18 protein-coding genes are annotated in these 18617 nt (G+C 61.0%); 7 read left to right on the top strand and 11 right to left on the bottom strand.

What is annotated here, in order from left to right; genetic code table 11:
* Positions 1 to 78 precede the first annotated feature (78 nt).
* Positions 79 to 2259, top strand: a complete 2181-nt coding sequence (locus tag OLZ32_RS18945; RefSeq protein ID WP_264422040.1) for a GumC family protein — start codon at positions 79 to 81, stop codon at positions 2257 to 2259.
* Positions 2260 to 2366: 107 nt separating this feature from the next.
* On the opposite strand, the gene OLZ32_RS18940 is transcribed toward OLZ32_RS18945, so the two are convergent.
* Both OLZ32_RS18940 and OLZ32_RS18935 read right to left on the bottom strand, forming a co-directional pair.
* Positions 2367 to 3608, bottom strand: a complete 1242-nt coding sequence (locus tag OLZ32_RS18940; RefSeq protein WP_264422038.1) for a GNAT family N-acetyltransferase — start codon at positions 3606 to 3608, stop codon at positions 2367 to 2369.
* 223 nt (positions 3609 to 3831) lie between these two features.
* Positions 3832 to 4041, bottom strand: coding sequence for a DUF2842 domain-containing protein (locus tag OLZ32_RS18935; RefSeq protein WP_003547289.1), 210 nt, complete (start codon positions 4039 to 4041; stop codon positions 3832 to 3834).
* A gap of 115 nt (positions 4042 to 4156) precedes the next feature.
* Between OLZ32_RS18935 and OLZ32_RS18930 the strand changes: the two genes are divergently transcribed.
* Positions 4157 to 5260 carry a COX15/CtaA family protein gene (locus tag OLZ32_RS18930; protein WP_003547291.1) on the top strand — a complete coding sequence of 368 codons (1104 nt, stop codon included), beginning with the start codon at positions 4157 to 4159 and terminating at the stop codon, positions 5258 to 5260.
* A 30-nt stretch (positions 5261 to 5290) separates the two neighbouring features.
* Here the strand turns inward: OLZ32_RS18930 and OLZ32_RS18925 are convergent, their stop codons facing one another.
* The 7 genes from OLZ32_RS18925 to OLZ32_RS18895 form a co-directional block, all read right to left on the bottom strand.
* Positions 5291 to 6082 carry a sulfite exporter TauE/SafE family protein gene (locus tag OLZ32_RS18925; protein ID WP_264398299.1) on the bottom strand — a complete coding sequence of 264 codons (792 nt, stop codon included), beginning with the start codon at positions 6080 to 6082 and terminating at the stop codon, positions 5291 to 5293.
* Between the two features lie 183 nt (positions 6083 to 6265).
* A complete protein-coding gene (argC, locus tag OLZ32_RS18920; protein WP_264422036.1) occupies positions 6266 to 7198 on the bottom strand; it encodes an N-acetyl-gamma-glutamyl-phosphate reductase in 933 nt (310 codons plus the stop codon).
* 60 nt (positions 7199 to 7258) lie between these two features.
* Complete coding sequence (gene speB / locus OLZ32_RS18915; RefSeq protein WP_003547297.1) at positions 7259 to 8221, bottom strand: agmatinase; 963 nt, start codon at positions 8219 to 8221, stop codon at positions 7259 to 7261.
* A gap of 222 nt (positions 8222 to 8443) precedes the next feature.
* Positions 8444 to 9631: a CmlA/FloR family chloramphenicol efflux MFS transporter gene (gene cml / locus OLZ32_RS18910; protein ID WP_003547300.1), complete on the bottom strand. Its 1188-nt coding sequence runs from the start codon at positions 9629 to 9631 to the stop codon at positions 8444 to 8446.
* 307 nt (positions 9632 to 9938) lie between these two features.
* Positions 9939 to 10406: a 30S ribosomal protein S9 gene (gene rpsI, locus OLZ32_RS18905; RefSeq protein ID WP_264398302.1), complete on the bottom strand. Its 468-nt coding sequence runs from the start codon at positions 10404 to 10406 to the stop codon at positions 9939 to 9941.
* A gap of 1 nt (position 10407) precedes the next feature.
* Positions 10408 to 10872, bottom strand: a complete 465-nt coding sequence (gene rplM, locus OLZ32_RS18900) for a 50S ribosomal protein L13 (RefSeq protein ID WP_003558420.1) — start codon at positions 10870 to 10872, stop codon at positions 10408 to 10410.
* Positions 10873 to 11187: 315 nt separating this feature from the next.
* Entirely contained in the window at positions 11188 to 12087 is a 900-nt protein-coding gene (locus tag OLZ32_RS18895; protein ID WP_264422033.1) for a LysR family transcriptional regulator, read from the bottom strand.
* Positions 12088 to 12160: 73 nt separating this feature from the next.
* Between OLZ32_RS18895 and OLZ32_RS18890 the strand changes: the two genes are divergently transcribed.
* Positions 12161 to 12391 (top strand): DUF1127 domain-containing protein, encoded by a 231-nt coding sequence (locus OLZ32_RS18890; RefSeq protein ID WP_003547308.1) that lies wholly within the window; start codon positions 12161 to 12163, stop codon positions 12389 to 12391.
* 96 nt (positions 12392 to 12487) lie between these two features.
* On the top strand, positions 12488 to 13318 hold the full coding sequence (locus tag OLZ32_RS18885; protein WP_264422032.1) for an enoyl-CoA hydratase: 831 nt from the start codon (positions 12488 to 12490) through the stop codon (positions 13316 to 13318).
* Positions 13319 to 13368: 50 nt separating this feature from the next.
* On the opposite strand, the gene OLZ32_RS18880 is transcribed toward OLZ32_RS18885, so the two are convergent.
* Together OLZ32_RS18880 and OLZ32_RS18875 are read right to left on the bottom strand one after the other, a co-directional pair.
* Positions 13369 to 14205, bottom strand: coding sequence for an EamA family transporter (locus tag OLZ32_RS18880; RefSeq protein ID WP_011651349.1), 837 nt, complete (start codon positions 14203 to 14205; stop codon positions 13369 to 13371).
* Between the two features lie 476 nt (positions 14206 to 14681).
* Complete coding sequence (locus OLZ32_RS18875; protein WP_003547314.1) at positions 14682 to 15005, bottom strand: hypothetical protein; 324 nt, start codon at positions 15003 to 15005, stop codon at positions 14682 to 14684.
* Positions 15006 to 15144: 139 nt separating this feature from the next.
* Between OLZ32_RS18875 and OLZ32_RS18870 the strand changes: the two genes are divergently transcribed.
* From OLZ32_RS18870 to OLZ32_RS18860, 3 genes are all read left to right on the top strand, one after another.
* Positions 15145 to 15573, top strand: coding sequence for a CoA-binding protein (locus tag OLZ32_RS18870; RefSeq protein ID WP_264398305.1), 429 nt, complete (start codon positions 15145 to 15147; stop codon positions 15571 to 15573).
* A gap of 117 nt (positions 15574 to 15690) precedes the next feature.
* Positions 15691 to 16974, top strand: coding sequence for an O-acetylhomoserine aminocarboxypropyltransferase (locus OLZ32_RS18865; protein WP_264422028.1), 1284 nt, complete (start codon positions 15691 to 15693; stop codon positions 16972 to 16974).
* Between the two features lie 663 nt (positions 16975 to 17637).
* The gene (locus OLZ32_RS18860; protein ID WP_264422025.1) at positions 17638 to 18495 is read left to right on the top strand and encodes an IS256 family transposase; all 858 of its coding nucleotides are present in this window, start codon (positions 17638 to 17640) and stop codon (positions 18493 to 18495) included.
* Positions 18496 to 18617 lie beyond the last annotated feature (122 nt).

Raw genomic sequence — 18617 nt, 5'->3', positions numbered from 1 at the left:
ATCCCGGCGAGACCACCATTAACCGTTGAGTTACCATGGTCGTTTACGCTTACGGCACCTTTGTTGTGGAGTAAGAGCATGTCCGGCGTAGCTCGTGATCAGGATGTGGACATCGACCTCGGCCAGTTGGTCCGTGCGGTCTGGGCACGCCGTCTGCGGATTTTGACAATCACCCTCGTGGGGGCGGGCGTCGCCTTTGCCGGCGCCAAAATCATGTCGCCGCAATATCGCAGCGAAACGCGCATCCTCATCGAACCCCGTGCGCCGGCCTTTGCCAGCACGCAGCAGGCCAATGACGCCAGCGCCGGTCCGCTGATGGATGAACTGAACATCGCCAGCCAGGTGCAGCTTCTGCAATCGGCCGATCTCCTCAAGAAGGTCATCAACGATCTGAAGCTTTATAACCTGCCGGAATTCGACGATGCCGCCAGCGGCTCGGCCATGAGCAGTATCCTGGTGAAGCTGCACCTGAAGAAGAACCCGCTGGAAAATCCGCCGGAAGAGCGCGTCATCGACGCCTTCGTCGAGCGCCTGCAGGTCTATCAGGTGCCGGGTTCACGCGTCATCGGCATCACTTTCACCTCGAAGGATCCGAAGCTCGCCGCCGCCATCCCGAATGCTATGGCGAATGTCTATCTTTCGACCCAGAGCGGCGCCAAGCTCGATTCCAACTCCGAGGCGACCCGCTGGCTGGAGCCGGAGATCGAAGGTCTGCGCCAGAAGGTCAGCGAAGCCGAGAAGAAGGTCGCCGAGTACCGCACCTCGCACGGGCTGCTGCAGACGAACGGTACGACCACTTTTCCGGCCCAGCAATTGAACGACATCTCCGCTGAGCTGACCCGCGTGCGGGGCGACAAGGCCAATGCCGAGGCACGGGCGCAGGCGGTGCGCAATGCACTGTCGTCGGGCGAAGCCTCCGATACGCTGCCTGACATCATGTCCTCCCAGGCGATCCAGCGGCTGAAGGGGACGGAATCCGGCCTGCAGTCGCAGATCTCCGATCTGCAGACCAGCCTTCTCAACAACCATCCGCGGCTGAAAAGCCTGCGTGCCCAGCTCTCCGATATCCGCACCCAGATCCGCCAGGAGACGCAGAAGATCCTGGCGAGCATCGAAAACGAGTCGACGGTCGCGGATCTCCGCGCGAGCGAGCTGGAGCGCCAGTCCGAGACTGTGCAGGCAAACAGCGCCCGCGCCGGTGAGGACGAGGTCGGTCTCAATGCGCTGGAGCGCGAGGCGAACGCCCAGCGCCAACTGCTCGAAACCTATCTGGTGCGCTATCGCGAGGCCGCCTCCCGCGCCGACAGCAATTCGAGCCCAGCCGATGCCCGGATCGTTTCCAAGGCCGTCGAGCCGGTCGATCCCTATTTCCCGAAGGTGGTGCCGATCGTCGTCGTCGCTGCCGTCGCGACGCTGATCATGAGCGCCATCGTCATCATGCTGGCCGAACTCTTCAGTGGCCGGGCACTCCGCCCGACAGATGCGGCTTCAGAGACAATCGACGCAGAAGCAGTCGTCGAGGACAAACTTGTGCCGCAGGCCGCTCCGATCGCCGCTGCCGCCGGAAAACCCGTTCAGCCGAGCATGCTCGCCGTCGTCGCGGACGAAGAGGATACGATCGAGGACGTGAAGGTTGCCGATGAGGCGCCAGAGGACGAGCCGGAGGATGACAATGAATTCTCCGTCACCTCAGTTGCGGATTATCTCACCGGTAGCCGCGCGCCGCTGGCAATCGCCATATCTCCGACTGGTGACGGCGGCTCGGCGGCGACGGTTTCGTTGACCCGCATGCTCGCCGATGCCGGCCGCCGCGTCATCCTGATCGACATGACCGGTTCCGGCTACCCCACCGAACTGATGGCCGAGGACCAGGCTGCCCTCGGCGTCACCGATCTGCTTTGCGGTGAGGCAGCCTTTGGCGACACAATCCACGGCGACCGCTTTTCCGACGCCCATCTCATCCCTCAAGGCCAGAGTGACGTGCGCCGCGCCATGCGCGGTGTCGATCGGCTGTCGTTGCTGCTCGATGCGCTCGCCGCCGCTTACGACCTCGTGGTGGTCGAATGCGGTTCGGCCGATGTCGCCGGCGTCTCGCGGCTGACGCGCAGCCGCGACGTCGAGATCATCCTCTCGCTGCCTGAGGTCGAGGAGACCATTTTCGTTGCACTGATGACGGAATTCCAGGCTGCCGGCTATGAGCGCGTCGTGCTGATGTCGGGCGGCGAAGGGGCCGAGCAGACACTCGGCCGGGCCGCCTAATGCATGTCGCCCAAAGGTGTACAGCGGTTTTGGGAAGACGACATGCATAAGAAAGAGCTAAAAGCGCATCGCATGAATCAAATTTGATGCGACGCGCTTTTTGACAGTCAGCCGATCCGTGCCCGGATGCCCTGGGCGAATTTATAGAGCTTCGGGCGCACCTTGATATGCGCCTTGCCGCGGGTGACGAGCCGGTGGGCGGCGCCGGCGACGACGCCGAACGGCGATACCGGCAGCACCACGTCGTAATGCGCGGTCTCGACCGGCGCCCAGGAACGCTTGTAGGTCTGGTCGCCGAGGCCGAAATCGAACAGCGCGACACCCTTGCCATGCAGTCCCGAGATGGTCTGCCAATAGAGAAATTCGCCGGGGCTCGTATCCGGCAGGAGCTCTTCATCGATCGCGCCGAACTGGCAGATGATATGGTCGCCCTTGCGCGAAATCCCTGAAATCGCGGCTACCTTACCCTCATGCTCGCCCTTGAGCCGGAGCATATGCATCTGCAGCCCGAAGTACTGCCTGCTGTCGTCCTGCTTGTCGATGAGACCGCGCAGGAAGGCCTGCGTTTCCCTGTCGGCAAAGACGTCGGGCAGGCCGAGGCTGGCGAAGCGGGCACTTTTCAGGCGGAAGAAGATATCGAGCAGGCCGTGCTGTTCTGCCGATGTCTCGGGAATGACGTATTCGAAGCCGCCGGCCGCCTCGAGACGCTTTGACTGAACACGGAATTTCTTGCGCCGGTTCTTGGCGTTGAGCTGCTTCAGCGTGTCCTCGAAAGCGGGAAGGAACGGTAGCTGATAGGCGTGATTCTGGTTCTGCACCATCGGCAGCCCGGCGAGCGGGCTCTCTCGCCCGCGCCATTCCAGCGGAATGTTCTGCAGCAGCAGCAGATCGGCGCGGCCCTTCAGCGCATGCCGGAGCTGGCCGGCGAACTCATGGGGGGCGATGGTCCTGCCGGCTTCGGCAAAGCTCTCTGCGAACAGGCCGGTATTGATATTGCTGTGATCGGCGGCAATGAATCTCGCCGTCCGGAGCCCGCGGGACTTGACGATCTCGACCGGCAGAATGAAGGCGGTCTGACCCGCATGAGTGGCTTTGAGGATCGCAAGCGGCCGCTGGAATGCGCTCACCCAGACGGCGCACCAGTCGTAGCTCTGATGCAGGGACTGGAGGTTGTCGCGCTCCAGCGCCCGCCAGTCATCCTCCAGCGGCTGCATTGCGTCGAAGACTTCGATGTCGAGTTGGGCCATGGCGAGTTTCATGCTCAGCTGGCGCAGGCGCGAAATGGCCGTATCGGCCAGCGCCACGTCGTCGGACGGCTGTTCATGGACATCGAGCTGTTGCGTCTGCACGGTTTTCTCCGGTCAAGAATGCTGAACCGGAAGGTAGGTATGCCAGACGTATATTTGGTTTAACCGCAGGCGATGGGCGAGGTTTTCCGCAGATCACGGTTATTCGGCCGTTAATGGCCCTAAAGCATGTCGCGCAAAAGTGTGCCGCGGTTTTGCGACAACGACATGCGTCAAAACAAAGACCTAAAACGCGACAAGCGAATCTGAAAGATCGCGACGCGCTTTAGCGCTGCGGCGGTCCGGCCATCCATTTGATGATCACCATCGCCGGCAATACCCAGAGCAGGCCGGTGAGCAGGAAATAGAGCAGATGTCCCCACCAGGGCGCGTTGCCGAGTGTCGCCACCGCGATCGTATTGGCCACCAGCGCATAGACGACCACGAGCACGATGATGAGGATCGTGCCGATGAATTTGCGGAGGCGGACGGGCATCGGTTATCTCTCGGCATGGAGGGGACGAACCGGCGCGACGGCATGCCGCAAAGGTTCGGGGCTTGTTTTGCATGAGCCGGTGGGGCAAATCAACTGCCGGATAGAAGGAGACATCATGGCCGTCGCAAACCCGACCACGGAACAGGCGATCCTGAGCGAAATGCGCAAGCAGAATCGCGACCGCCGCGCCTTGCGCTTCTGGCTCGGCTTCGTGCTTTTGGCGCTCTTCTGTCTCGTGCTCGTCGGCGGCGCCACGCGGCTGACCAATTCCGGCCTGTCGATCACCGAGTGGAAGCCGATCCACGGCGTCATCCCACCGCTGTCGGCCGCCGAATGGGAGGAGGAATTCCGCCTCTACCAGCGCATTCCCGAATTTCAGCAGCTGAACAGTTCCATGACCGTCGATGAGTTCAAGGGCATCTTCTGGTGGGAATGGGCGCACCGGCTGATCGCGCGCGCCATCGGCGTGATCTTCGCACTGCCGCTTATCTATTTCTGGCTGACGGGGCGGATCGAAAAGCGTTTGCGCTGGCCGCTCGTCGGCATCCTGGCGCTCGGCGGCCTGCAAGGGTTTATCGGTTGGTGGATGGTGTCCTCGGGCCTTTCCGTCCGCACCGACGTCAGCCAGTACAGGCTGGCGACGCATCTCGTCATGGCCTGCCTGATCTTTGCCGGCTGCATGTGGATCATGCGCGGGCTCTCCAGGCATTCCGACGATCCGGCGCCGACAAGAAGCTCGCGCGGTTTTGCCGCCGCGATCGCTATTTTCTCACTGTTCCAGATCTATCTCGGCGCGCTGGTGGCGGGGCTCGACGCCGGTTTTTCCTACAATACCTGGCCGCTGATGGACGGCGCCGTCATCCCTTCCGATCTGCTGATCCAGCAGCCCTTCTGGATCAATGCCTTCGAGAACCCGAAGACGGTGCAGTTCATTCACCGCATCGGCGCCTATACGCTCTTCGCATTGACACTGATCAACATGGTGATCGCTCTGCGCGCAGCGCCATGGACCACCCATGCACGCCGCGCCATCGTACTTTTCGCGCTGGTGACGCTGCAGGCGGCAATCGGCATAGCGACGCTGCTGATGCAGGTGCCGCTTCACTGGGGCCTGCTGCATCAGGCCGGCGCGCTTGTGGTTTTCGGCTTCGCCGTCGCCAACTGGCGCGGCTTTTACGGCGAATATCCGCACGGGACGATGATCGCCGAACGCGATTGAAGCGAGCGTCCTTAGGCTTCGCCGGCGGTTCTAGCGCAGCACGCCGTCGAGCAGCGGCATGCCGATGATTGCGGCGGCGGCGATCAGGACATAGCAGGCGATGCGGAAGGTCCGTTCCTTAGCAAGCCCGAACAGTTTCGAGCCGCCGTAGAGCCCGACCACATAACTCGGCAGGATGACGACGGTGAGCGCAAAGACAGCAGGCACGAACAGTCCGCCGATATAATAGCTGATGGCGCTGAAGACCGACGAGATCGAGAAGTAGAGCACGACATTCGCCCTGACGCGGGTGAAGTCGCTCTTGCCGCCGAGCCAGTAGGCGACGACCGGCGGCCCGCCCAGCTGTGCGGCGCCGCTGAAAAGCCCGGCGATAAGACCGACGCCGCTGCTGATTGGCGCCGAAGGTGCGCCGTGGTAACGCCATCCCGATACGAGAAGCGCGAGCAAGGAGATGGCGATGATCGTGATGCTCCAGCGCAGCAGCATCGGGTCGAGCAGAGCCAGTATCGCCGTGCCGGCCGGGACGCCGAGCGCGGCGCCCGCTGCCATGACGAAAACCTCGGGTCGGTTGGCGCCGCGCCAGGCCGGTGGAATCATCCCGAGTGTGGCAATGCCGTCGATGACGAGCAGGATCGGTGAGATCAGCTTCGGCCCGACGATCGCGCCGCCGAGCGGAATCAAGATCAATGCGGCGCCGAAACCCGAAAAGCCGCGGGCAAGCCCGGCGATGAAGGCAAACGCCATCAGCGCATAGATGCCATGATCGGGCACGGCAGTGGCAAACCATGCGCCTACGCCAGCGATAAGCGCATCGAGCGTCATGACATCAGGCTCCGTGATTCGGAATTGGCAGCGAGGAGGGTCTCGCTCCTCATAGCCCAATCATCATCGATGATCGAGCCGAAAGCCATGCGACGGCCGCCGAGGCAAGCGGCCGCGAGAAAGATCATGAGGAGATCGACACAAAGCCCCGAGCGATATCATGTCGATGCTGCCCTTCGCGCCTTACGAAGCGAGCATCAGATCCATGTTCTGGACGGCGGCGCCCGACGCCCCCTTGCCGAGATTGTCGAGCAGCGCCACCAAATTGACCTGCGACGCGCCTGGCGTGCCGAAAACGAAGAGCTTCATCGTGTCCTTGCCTTCGAGCTCGATGGCATTGACGCGGGGCAGGGCCTTGCTTTCGGCCAACGGCACGACACTGACGATATCCTGGCCGGCATAATGGGCGACGAGGGCGGCATGGATGCTTTCCATCGTCGTGCCCTCGGCGAGATCGTCGAGATGCAGCGGCACCTGCACGATCATGCCTTGAGCAAACTTGCCGACGGACGGCGAGAAGATCGGCGCGCGCTCGAGTAGGCCGTGCACGGTCATCTCGGGCACGTGTTTGTGAGTGAGCGGCAGGCCGTAGAGAAAATGCGGCGCGGTGATCGCATCCGGGTGATCCGGGTTCTCCATCTGGGCGATCATCTGCTTGCCGCCGCCGGTATAGCCGGAGACCGCGTTGACCGTAATCGGATAGCCGTCCGGCAGAATGCCGGCGGCGCGCAGCGGCCGGATGAGGCCGATCGCTCCGGTGGGATAGCAGCCGGGATTGGCGACGAAACGGGCGGCAGCGATCTTGTCGGCCTGCTGATTGTCCATTTCGGCAAAACCATAGGCCCAGCCGGGATTGATGCGGAAGGCGGTCGAGGTGTCGATGACGCGCACATTGTTGTTGGCCGAAACCATCTGAACCGCTTCCTTCGACGCGTCGTCGGGCAGGCAGAGAATGGCGATGTCGGCGCCGTTCAGCATGTCCTCGCGCATGGCGGCGTTGCGCCGCTCGGCTTCGGGTATGGACAGAAGCTCGACATCGCGGCGGCCGGCCATGCGCGTGCGGATCTGCAGACCCGTCGTGCCGTGTTCGCCGTCGATGAAGATTTTCGGTGCCATGTTAAACCTGCGCTTTCAATGGGTTCTGAAGGTTTCCGGATTCAGTTTGAGGATGATAGGTCAGCCTTGTGACACGGCGATGGCGCGTCGCTCGGCATGAAGCCCCAGCATATACATCGCCACCGTTGCCCCCGCAATGGCGGTGATATCGGCATGATCGTAGGGCGGCGATACCTCGACGACGTCGGCGCCGCGGATATCGAGCTGGTGCAGGCGCTGCAGCACCGAGAGGATCTTGGCGCTCGATGGTCCGCCTGAAACCGGTGTGCCGGTGCCCGGCGCAAAGGCCGGATCGAGGCAATCGATATCGAAGGTGAGATAGGCCGGCGCCCCGCGCGTATGGGAGATGATCGCCGAGGCGATATCGCTGGCGCTCATCTCCTCGACCTGATGACCGTAGAGAATATTGACGCCGCAATCCTCAGGCGCATGGGTGCGGATGCCGATCTGAATGGAGCGGTCGGGATCGATAATGCCTTCGCGGGCGGCCCGCGCCACGAAAGAACCGTGGTCGATGCGGCGTTCCTCGTCGAACCAGGTATCCTGATGCGCGTCGAACTGTACGAGCGCCAGCGGCCCATGTTTTGCCACATGGGCTTTCAGCAACGGCCAGGTGACGTAATGATCGCCGCCGAGCGTCAGCAGGAAGGCGCCGCTGTCGAGGATGACATTTGCCTGGCGTTCGATAGCGGCTGGCGTGTCCTGATGATTGCCATAGTCGAGCAGGCAATCGCCGTAGTCGATCACGGCCATTTCGGCGAAGAGTTCGCGGTTGAAGGGGTATTGCGCATCATTGTCGAAGATCGCCGAAGCGCGCCGGATCGCCTGCGGCCCGAAGCGTGTGCCCGGCCTGTTCGATGTGGCGGCATCGAAGGGAATGCCCCAGACGGCGACGTCGACGCCGGCGAGCTCCTTGGTGAAGCGGCGGCGCATGAAGGACAGCGCGCCGGCAAAGGTCGGGTCGCTGGCAGCTGAGGTGAGGCTGGTCGCCGTGAAGGCGTGGTCAATCGATCTGTTCGCCAAATCATGCTCCTTTTTCGGTCGCAAATCATAGTCGCGTTCGATACGGACACTGCATTGCAGGATCCCCGCTCGACGCCGAGCGTTGGGCGGCGGGTCTCTCGCGAAGGAATTGGCCGATCCCCCGCGCGCAGAAAGGGGTAGGCGAGGTGCGGACGGATTTCAAGCAATCGTTCCGGGCGACGGCCGCTCGTTATCGTCGAGCGACCGTCATTTGTCCGCTGCCTATCTGGCCGGCTCCCGCAGGCACCACAATCCAGCCAGCGTCGTCAGCGCGGTCGCTGAGACATAGCCCACAAGCGGCCAGGCACTGTCGCCGCCGAGCAGAATCACGAAGAAGGTTCCGGCAAAGCCGACGATGATGCTCTGGACGCAGAAATAGAGCGCGACCGCCGTTCCTGCCGTGTCGCCAAAGGCGTCGAGCGCGCCGTTGGCGGTGACCGCCGTCGCAACGACGATGCCGATTGCAACGATCCACATCGGCACGACGAAGCTGACGAGGGAAGGCTGCAGAAACAGCTGTCCAAAGGCAAGCAGCACGGCGCCGAGAAGCAGCATTGCCATGCCTCTGGCAAGGCTGCCTGCAATGCCCCAACGCATGACGAAACGTTTGGCAAAACGTGTCGTCACGATCATCACCAGCGCCACCGAGGCAAAGATGAAGCTGAAGGCGATGCCGGAAAAACCGGCATTGCCGATCAGGATACGGGGTGCCGTCGAGAAGAAGACGAAGAAGGCGCCCATCGCCGTGCTGAAGCCGCCCGTATAAACCCAGAAGGGAAGGCTTGTCAGAATCGGGCGGAGAGCGATCTTCGCGGTGACGGTAGGGCGGGTTTCGCGCCACCGCATGCCGGCGCTGAAAAGGGTGGCAACCGAAAGGAGGCCGATGACGAGGAAGATGGCGCGCCAGCCGAAGCGATCCGCGATCAAGGCTCCGATGATCGGGCCGAGTGCTGGCACGAAAGAGAGGATGGAGCCGAGAAGGCTATAGATCGTACTGCTTTCGGGACGCCCGGCGTAGACGTCACGCACCGTTGCGAAAGTTGCGACGAGGGTCGCCGACGCGCCGACGGCCTGCAGCAATCTCAAGGCCACGAAGATCGGCGCCGACGAGGAGCCGGCAAGCAGGAAGGATGAAGCGGCAAAGAGTGCGGCACCGCCAAGCAGGACAGGCCGTCGTCCGACCATATCGGAAATTGGGCCGAAGACGATCTGGCCGACACCGAGCACGAGCATGTAGAGGCTGAGGGTCAGTTGGACGACCGCCGGCGAAGTGCCGAGCGCCTCCGGCATGACCGGCACGATCGGCAGATAGATATCCATGGCGAGCGAGGCCAGGATGTCGAAGGGTGCCATCAGCAGCAAGGCTGCCGGCAGGGAATAGGTCCATTGCTGGATTTTGGGATAAGACATGGGAAAGAACCCGCTCAAATGATTTCATTCGGCGGCGATCTGTCTCTTCATCAGTATCGGGATTGACCGGACAGACGCCGCAACAACAGGGCAGAGTTGTTGCGGCTTATTTGTCTGCGGACTTGGTTATTCCCGTGATGTGACCCTGACTGTGGCTTCGCTCATTTCCGAAGCGTTTTGCCAAGTTTCTACCAGCGGCGCTGGAATGCGACAATGGCATGCCGGCACGCTTCCGATTGATTTAGACAGCGCAAAACAAAAAGGCCGGGTTGCCCCGGCCTTCGTAAATTCCGTCTGTCCGAAGCGATTAACGCTTGGAGAACTGGAACGAGCGGCGGGCCTTTGCCTTGCCGTACTTCTTGCGTTCGACGACGCGGCTGTCGCGGGTCAGGAAGCCGCCCTTCTTCAGTACCGCGCGCAGGCCCGGTTCGAAGTAGGTGAGCGCCTTGGACACGCCATGGCGAACGGCACCGGCCTGGCCGGAGAGGCCGCCGCCGGCAACGGTTGCGACGATGTCGAACTGGCCGTCGCGGGCAGCCGCAACGATCGGCTGACGCAAAATCATCTGCAGCACCGGACGGGCGAAATATTCCGCAAATTCCTTGCCGTTGACGATGATCTTGCCGGAGCCCGGCTTGACCCAGACGCGGGCGACAGCGTTCTTGCGCTTGCCGGTCGCGTAGGAGCGGCCGAGCGAATCGACCTTGCGGACGTGGGCCGGAGCAGCAGCTTCGGAAACCGTGCCGAGATCCTTCAGGGAGGAGAGGTCAGCCATATCAGGCGCTCCTTACGTTCTTTTTGTTGAGCGCGGCAACGTCGAGGGCGACCGGCTGCTGGGCTTCATGGGGATGGTTGGAGCCGGCGTAAACGCGCAGGTTCTTCATCTGGCGACGGCCGAGCGGGCCACGCGGAACCATGCGTTCGACGGCCTTTTCGAGGACGCGCTCCGGGAAGCGGCCTTCGATGATCTGGCGTGCGCTACGTTCCTTGATGCCGCCGGCATAACCGGTGTGCCAGTAGTAGACCTTGTCGGAATACTTCTTGCCGGTGAAAACGACCTTTTCGGCATTGATGACGATGACGTTGTCGCCGTCGTCAACGTGAGGCGTGAAGGTTGCCTTGTGCTTGCCGCGCAGGCGCATAGCGATGATGGAAGCGAGACGGCCAACGACCAGCCCTTCGGCGTCGATGATCACCCACTTCTTCTCCACCTCTGCAGGCTTCTGGGAGAAGGTTGCCATAGTGAATACTCTCTTTTGGGACCCTTGGCCCGAGGGCTTGAAGGGCGTTTCTTGTTGCTTGGATTGGCAGGCTTTAGGCATGCCAAAAAGAAAGCAGCCCGGACAGGCTGCGTTCTGGGGCGGTGTATAAAGGCAATGTGACATTGGGTCAATATCGATATCCCGAAGGATCTGAAAAATTTTGAAGTAAAAACAAATACTTAGATATGTGGTATTTTGATACCTCATATTTCGGCGGTCGCGAACTGCTGCGCCCGACGTTTTTCATGTCGTTTCTGCCGGTTTGAAATCGCGTACGACGGTCGAAAGCAACTCTCAACCTTTGAACGCGCGCAGGCATTTCATTATTTCGCGAAGGCCGCGTGTCAGATGTTTGTCCCGGCGCAGCACCATGCCGAGGCGGCGCGTGAGCCGCGGGTTCAGCGATGAAGTCGTCACCAGGCCGGTGCGGTCGCGCTTCAGCGCCAGCCCCGGCAGGATCGACCAGCCGAGCCCCACGGCCACCAACTCCTTGATCGCCTCTATGCTGCCGAACTCCATCGCAGGCCGGATCCCGGTTTCCGGTGCAGCCAGCCACGCGTCGATTGCCCGCCTGGTATTGCCGCCCTCATAAAGCAGCAGCGTCCTGTCGCGCATGAAGGTCGCGTCCGGTCCGCCTTCGGGCATCAGGCTGCCCGCAGGCGCGACCGCCAGCAATTCCTCCTCGTAGAACGGTTCGATCTCGAAGTTGCGTCCGGATGCCGGCAGGGCGACGACGGCGATATCGAGGCTGTTGGCCTCCAGATCGCGCAGAATGTCGTCGGCATCGCCGATGCGCACAGTGATTTCGAGGCCGGGCATGGATTTTCTGGCGACGGCGATGGCACGCGGAAGCAGATGGATCGACGCCGTGCCGCCGCTGCCGATGCGCACACGGCCGCTGGCGCCATCTCTATACGGCATCATCGCTTCTTCCGCGGCGGTCGATTCCTGAAGCAGTCGCCTTGCATGCACGAGCAGGTCGAGGCCTGCCGCGGTCGGCTGCGCCCGCCGCCCGACACGCTCGATCAGCCGGACACCGAGCCGCTGTTCGAGCCCCTTCACCTGCAGGCTGACGGCCGGCTGCGTCAGGCCCTCCTTGTCGGCCGCAGCCGTAAAGCTTCCGAGATCGGCGACATTGACGAAGGCGGCAAGCTGATCGAGGTGGAGAGGCATACAAAAGAGATCCTTATGCATATCATAATATTCATAAGCTTTTTTCGTGGCATCTTCCAGCGCATCTTTCATCCGTTGAAGAAAGGAAGAAGAGATGGCCCTGGAATTAAGCGGGATCCTTGACACACCTCGCGATATCGTTCGGTCGAGACTTCACGGCATGGCGCGCTGGAGCCTGCGGCTGCTGATGACGATCGAACATCACCTCGAAAAGCGCCGCAGCCGCCGCACGCTTTTGGAACTCACCGACGACGAGCTTTGCGATGTCGGTCTGACCCGTGCGCAGGCAAGCGCCGAGACATCGAAGTCCTGGTTCTGGTCCTGACGGCAGTGGCCTCTGCGGGGAGTGCGGATCCCGCTCGAAATTTCCGGCGCCTTGTGGCAAAACGTCTGCTTGGAATCGAGCGCAGGGAGCAGCATCATGGCCGAAATCGTATCCTTCCGGAAGGACGCCGCCGGAGCGGAAGAGGGCGGCTTGCTGACCCGCTCGCTGCACGACGGCGTGCTGCGGCTCGTGCTCAACAACCCACCGGCCAATGTGCTTTCGATCGCGCTTCTCGAAGCGCTGCTGCAAGAACTCGAGACGGCCGGGGCGGAGCCGGATGTGCGCGTCGTCGTCATCGCCTCGACGGGCAATGTCTTTTCCGCCGGGCATGATCTCAAGGAACTGACGGGCCATCGCGCCGATGAAGATCAGGGTGCCGGTTTCTTCGAAAAGACCTTTCGGCTCGCTGCCGATCTGATGCTGAAGATCACGCATCTGCCGAAGCCTGTCATCGCCGAGATCGACGGGCTTGCAACGGCTGCGGGCTGCCAGCTCGTTGCTTCCTGCGATCTGGCGATTTGCACGGACAGTTCGACATTCTGCACCCCGGGCGTCAACATCGGCCTGTTCTGTTCGACGCCGATGGTGGCCGTTTCCCGTGCCGCGCACCGCAAGCAGGCGATGGAGATGCTGCTGACCGGTGAGACGATCGACGCCTCGACCGCCAAGGATTTCGGCCTCGTCAACCGTATCGTGCCGAAGCAGTATCTGGCGCAGGTGGTTTCCAAATATGCGGCAGTGATCGCCAGCAAGTCGCCGCTGACGCTGAAGATCGGCAAGGAAGCCTTCAACCGGCAGCTCGAACTGCCGGTGGAGGCGGCATATGATTATACCGCCAGGGTGATGGTCGAGAACATGCTGACTGAGGATGCGCAGGAAGGGATCGGCGCCTTCCTCGGCAAGCGCAAGCCGGAATGGAAGGGTTAGAGCCTTTCCTGGTCAGAATGCTGCAATCTGACCAGGAAAGGCTCTAGCGATCACGCCAGTTTCAGAAGCAGCCCGCCGATCGCGATGACGACGCCGGCGACGTAGCGCCAGATGCTGGCTTTTTCCTTGAAGACGGTGATCGAGATCACCAGCGCAAACAGGATCGCGGTTTCGCGCAAGGCTGCGACGGTCGCGACCGGCGCTTTCGTCATCGCCCAGAGCGCCAGTCCGTAGGAAGCGATCGAGCCGGCGCCGCCGATGAGGCCGCGCCACCAGTTGCGGCGAACGTGACGCACCACGGCGAAAGCGCCGCGCTGGGACGCTGCCCAGGAAAACAGCAGCACCGGCGGCAGCAGCGACATCCACAAAGTGTAGGAAATCGCATTGCCGGAGATGCGCGCGCCGATTCCGTCGACATAGGTGTAGCTGGCGATGACGCAGGCATTGGCAAGCGAGAGGATGACGGCGCGGCTGCTGCCGCGCCGCGCCTCGAGGGCGAGTGTCAGCACGCCGGCCGAGATCGTCATCGTACCGGCAAGGGCGCCGCCGGAAAGATTTTCCTTCAGGATGAAACCGCTTGTCGCGGCGATCAGGAGTGGCGCGCAGCCACGCATCAGCGGATAGACGAGGCCGATATCGCCAGCCCGGTAGGCGGCGGCGACCAGCTGAAAGTAGGCAAACTGCAGGATGGCAGAGGCGCCGATGAAGGGCCAAGCCGAGGCGTGCGGCAACGGCAGGAATGGCAGGAACGGCAGTGCCGAAACCGCGCCGCCGGCCGAGATCAGCGCCGCATCGAGGGACTTATCGCTCCCCGCCTTGATGATGGCGTTCCATGTCGCGTGCAGCAGTGCGCCGAAGAGAACGAGCAGGATGACGTCGAGAGGCAAGGGAGTAATCCGGAAAGGATGAGAGGAAGCGGAACACGCCTCGCCTTCGGCGTTTCAAATTCCTGAAAAGACAACTGGGATTTGCACGAAAACGTACGGCTGTGGTCGCTTATGCGTTCATATGTCGAATAGCATCCTTTCAGTATGTGAACAATGGTGGGGCATTGGAGCAATTTTTACGTGCGCGCGACATACGTTCAATCCACGCGACGTTTTCAACTATGAGATGCTTCTAATGGACGCGGGAACAAACGGCGGCATTATCGCGAACAAAAAGAGAAAATATCTACGGGAATTCGGGAAGTGATTATTCTATGCTGCTGAAATATAGATATTATTCTATAGCTTTGACATACGGGAAAGTTAAAGCTTTTGGTTGTGTAATCTTCAGGAAAATCGCAGCGCGGAATTGAGCTCAAACCTTTCGCAAGCGCGAAAGGCGTGCAGTTCCTGCGTCCGCCACGACGGCGAAAACATCAGAGCTGATGATGCGGAACGAAGAGCATCCCGTCAAGGTTGTCTATGCTCTGGCAGTTCAGTACCTGGCAGCGGGGAGTGTCTTTCGAAGGGATATATGTCCATTCCGCATAATCGGTCGCGTCGCAATAATTGCTGTTGCGGACATAGCGATCATAGAGCGGCAAGCCACGCGGGGACTGGTAGCGGAAGATGACGGCGCCTTGATTGTGGATGGCGGCGCGCACGCTGGCACAGCTCATGGTGAGCGGATTGTAACGCGAGATCGCCAGCGCCGGCGATGCGGCGAGCACGAGCATGAGGGCAAGAGCGATTTTTTTCATCGAATCATCCTCAAGGAGTATCCAGTTCATATATACGGGCCAATTCATATATACGGGAAAGACACGCAGCCGGTTTCACGGAAACGCAAAAAAAACATGCCGGCCGTGCAGAAGGGCTTTCGGGAGTGGAGAAGTCGATATGAATCACGACGCCTATACGGATGATTACCTCGCCGGCATCCTGCATTCGGTAAAGACCATCGCGCTGACCGGCGCTTCGCCCAATCCAGCCCGGCCGAGCAACGGCGTCATGGGCTATCTGCTGTCGCGCGGCTACGAGGTCATTCCTGTCAATCCGGGGCAGGCGGGTAAACAGATCCAGGGCCGCACCGTCTATGCCCGGCTTGCCGACATTCCCGTGCGGATCGACATGGTCGACGTCTTTCGCGCTTCCGAATATCTGGATGGCGTCGTCGAGGAGGCGCTGGCGCTGAGGCCGCTGCCGAAGATCATCTGGTCTCAACTTGGTGTGCGCGACGATGCGGCTGCGGCAAGGGCGGAGGCCGCCGGCATGCAGGTGGTGATGAACCGCTGCCCGGCGATCGAGTATCCTCGTCTTATTGCCTGAGTTGCGATCCGCTGAGACGGATTTTCCACCGAACGCCCATCGGTGGAAACGGATCGCGATTAACTTTCGCAAGCGACAGGCTATGATCCTGCCCGTCAGCAACAACTGGAGGACGATATGGCCAAGAACGATCCGGGATTCAACACGTTGGCGATCCATGCCGGTGCGCAGCCCGACCCCACGACGGGCGCGCGGGTAACGCCGATCTACCAGACGACCGCTTTCGTCTTCAATGATTCCGATCATGCCGCCGCCCTCTTCGGTCTGCAGGCTTTCGGCAACATCTACACCCGAATCATGAACCCGACACAGGCGGTACTCGAGGAGCGTGTCGCAGCGCTCGAGGGCGGCACCGCAGCCCTTGCCGTCGCCTCCGGCCATGCGGCGCAGGTGATCGTCTTCCACAATATCATGCGTCCTGGCGAGAATTTCATCTCTGCCCGCCAGCTCTACGGCGGCTCGGTCAACCAGTTCGGCCACGCCTTCGAGAATTTCGGCTGGCAGGTGCGCTGGGCCGATGCCGCCGATCCGGCAAGCTTCGAAAGCCAGATCGACGACAAGACGCGCGGCATCTTCATCGAAAGCCTGGCCAATCCCGGCGGTACCTTCGTCGATATCGCCGCGATTGCCGACGTTGCGCATCGCCACGGCCTGCCGCTGATCGTCGACAATACGATGGCGACACCCTATTTCATCCGCCCGATCGAGCACGGCGCCGACATCGTCGTGCATTCACTGACAAAATTTCTCGGCGGCCACGGTAACTCCATGGGCGGCCTCATCGTCGACGGCGGCACCTTCGACTGGTCGAAATCCGGCAATTACCCGATGCTGTCGAGCCCGCGGCCGGAATATAACGGCATGGTGCTGCATGCCACTTTCGGCAATTTCGCCTTTGCGATCGCTGCCCGCGTGCTCGGCCTGCGCGATCTCGGGCCGGCGATCTCGCCCTTCAATGCTTTCCTGATCCTGACCGGCATCGAGACGCTGCCGCTCAGGATGCAGCGCCACAGCGATAATGCGATCGCCGTCGCCAAGTGGCTGAAGGCGCACAGCAAGATCGCCTGGGTGAATTATGCCGGCCTCGACGACGACCCGAACCACGCCCTGCAACAACGCTACTCGCCGAAGGGCGCCGGCTCCGTCTTCACCTTCGGCGTCAAGGGCGGCTATGAGGCGGGCAAGACACTGGTCGAGGGGCTGGAGCTCTTCTCCCATCTTGCCAATATCGGCGACACCCGTTCGCTCGTCATCCATCCGGCCTCGACGACGCACCGGCAGTTGACCGACGAGCAGAGGATCGCTGCCGGTGCAGGCCCTGACGTGGTGCGCCTCTCCGTCGGCATCGAGGACGTCAAGGACATCATCGCCGATCTTGAACAGGCGCTTTCGAAGATCTGATGTAGTTCGTCACATACCTTTGACACCTACGTCAGTACCTTTTGACAACTTTTTTGAACAGGTTGTATTGAGTCGGCCGCCGCGAAACCCTTGGAAACAGTGCGTTTTCGGCGGTCGAACTTTGAAAAAAAAGCAGATTTTTGAATCTTTTTGGTTGTGCTCGAAGGCCGTTTTGTTAACTTCTTGCCGCACGACAGCGGTCTCGGGATGGCGGCTCAGAAGCCCGATTGAGTGGCAAGTACACTCGTGGCTCCTACGGGACCACCTCAAAACATGGCTTCAAAAAATGGTAGAACTCGCGGTAGCGATGGGGCAGGCGGACGCCGCTCAAACGACGGCCTGGCCCCAGCGAAAGAGCACCGCTTTTCGAAGACTTGGCTTCTGAAGGAAAATAAAGATCCGATTGGCGTCTTTGATTCCATGTACTCAATCTTCCCCGGCGCGCCAGGCTCACGTGACTGGCAAAGTGTCGTCAGAAAACGACTGGAAGCTCGTCAAGGCTTCGCGTCCAGCATCCACGCGGCCCGTCGGTAGATCGTGTCCCGGCACGTGGTGTAGGTGGCGGGAGGTAGCAAAGCCGAGCGCCCGCGGGCTTTTCATAGCGCTGTAGCGGGTGATCGGGTTTGCGGCGGCTATCAGTGTTTTCCGATAGGAGTCGGTTTGTTGAAGACCAACCTGACGGAAAGACCACCGATGACCAATGACATGATGAACGTGCGCTCGCTTGTTGAGAGGAGCGCGGATGCAGATTTATTGCGCGAGATGATCGGCTTTGCCGCCGAACCGCTGATGGAGCTGGAGGTCGGCTCAGCCACGGGTGCTGACTTCGGCGAGAAGAGCCCGATGCGATTTGCTCAACGCAACGGCTACCGTGATCGGGATTGGGAGACGCGAGCCGGAACGGTCGAGCTTCGCATTCCCAAGCTGCGCAAGGGCAGCTATTTTTCCAGGCTTTCTGGAACCGCGTCGTATGGCGGAAAAGGCTCGGCGGTTATCCAGGAAGCGTATATCCAGGGAATCTCGACCCGTTCTGTCGACGATCTGGTCAAGGCCATGGGTATGAGCGGCATCTCCAAAAGCCAGGTGAGCCGCCTGTGCGAAGAGATCGACGTCAAGGTGAAGGCCTTCCTCGACAGGCCGATTGAAGGTGAGTGGCCGTACCTATGGGTCGACGCCACTTATCTCAAAGTCCGGCGCGGCGGACGCATCGTTTCCGTTGCCGTCATCATCGCCGTGGGCGTCAACAACGATGGTCGGCGCGAGGTCCTGGGTATGGAGGTCGGCACGTCGGAGGCCGAGCCGATCTGGACTGAATTTCTGCGCAGATTGACATGCCGAGGATTGCGTGGCGTGAAGCTTGTCGTCTCCGATGCGCATGAAGGTCTCAAAGCCGCCGTCACCAAGGTTCTCAATGCCACTTGGCAACGGTGCCGGGTTCACTTGATGCGGAACGTGCTTTTAGAAAACGGTTCGGGAATATCGAAATCACGAAGTGTATCGAAGATGACAGAGTTCCATTAACGGAACGGTACCTGCAAAAATTGCCAAGCCGTTGGATGCGTGTCGGTACTCTCGATTTTGTTGCCATTGAGTGGTGCTTAATAGTGTTCGTCGATTATGTCGGCGAGCGATCACCAAGCTCG

The sequence above is a fragment of the Rhizobium acaciae genome, from assembly GCF_025941625.1.
In the GTDB taxonomy this organism is placed as follows: domain Bacteria; phylum Pseudomonadota; class Alphaproteobacteria; order Rhizobiales; family Rhizobiaceae; genus Rhizobium; species Rhizobium acaciae.
This window is presented reverse-complemented; position numbering and strand designations above follow the sequence as displayed.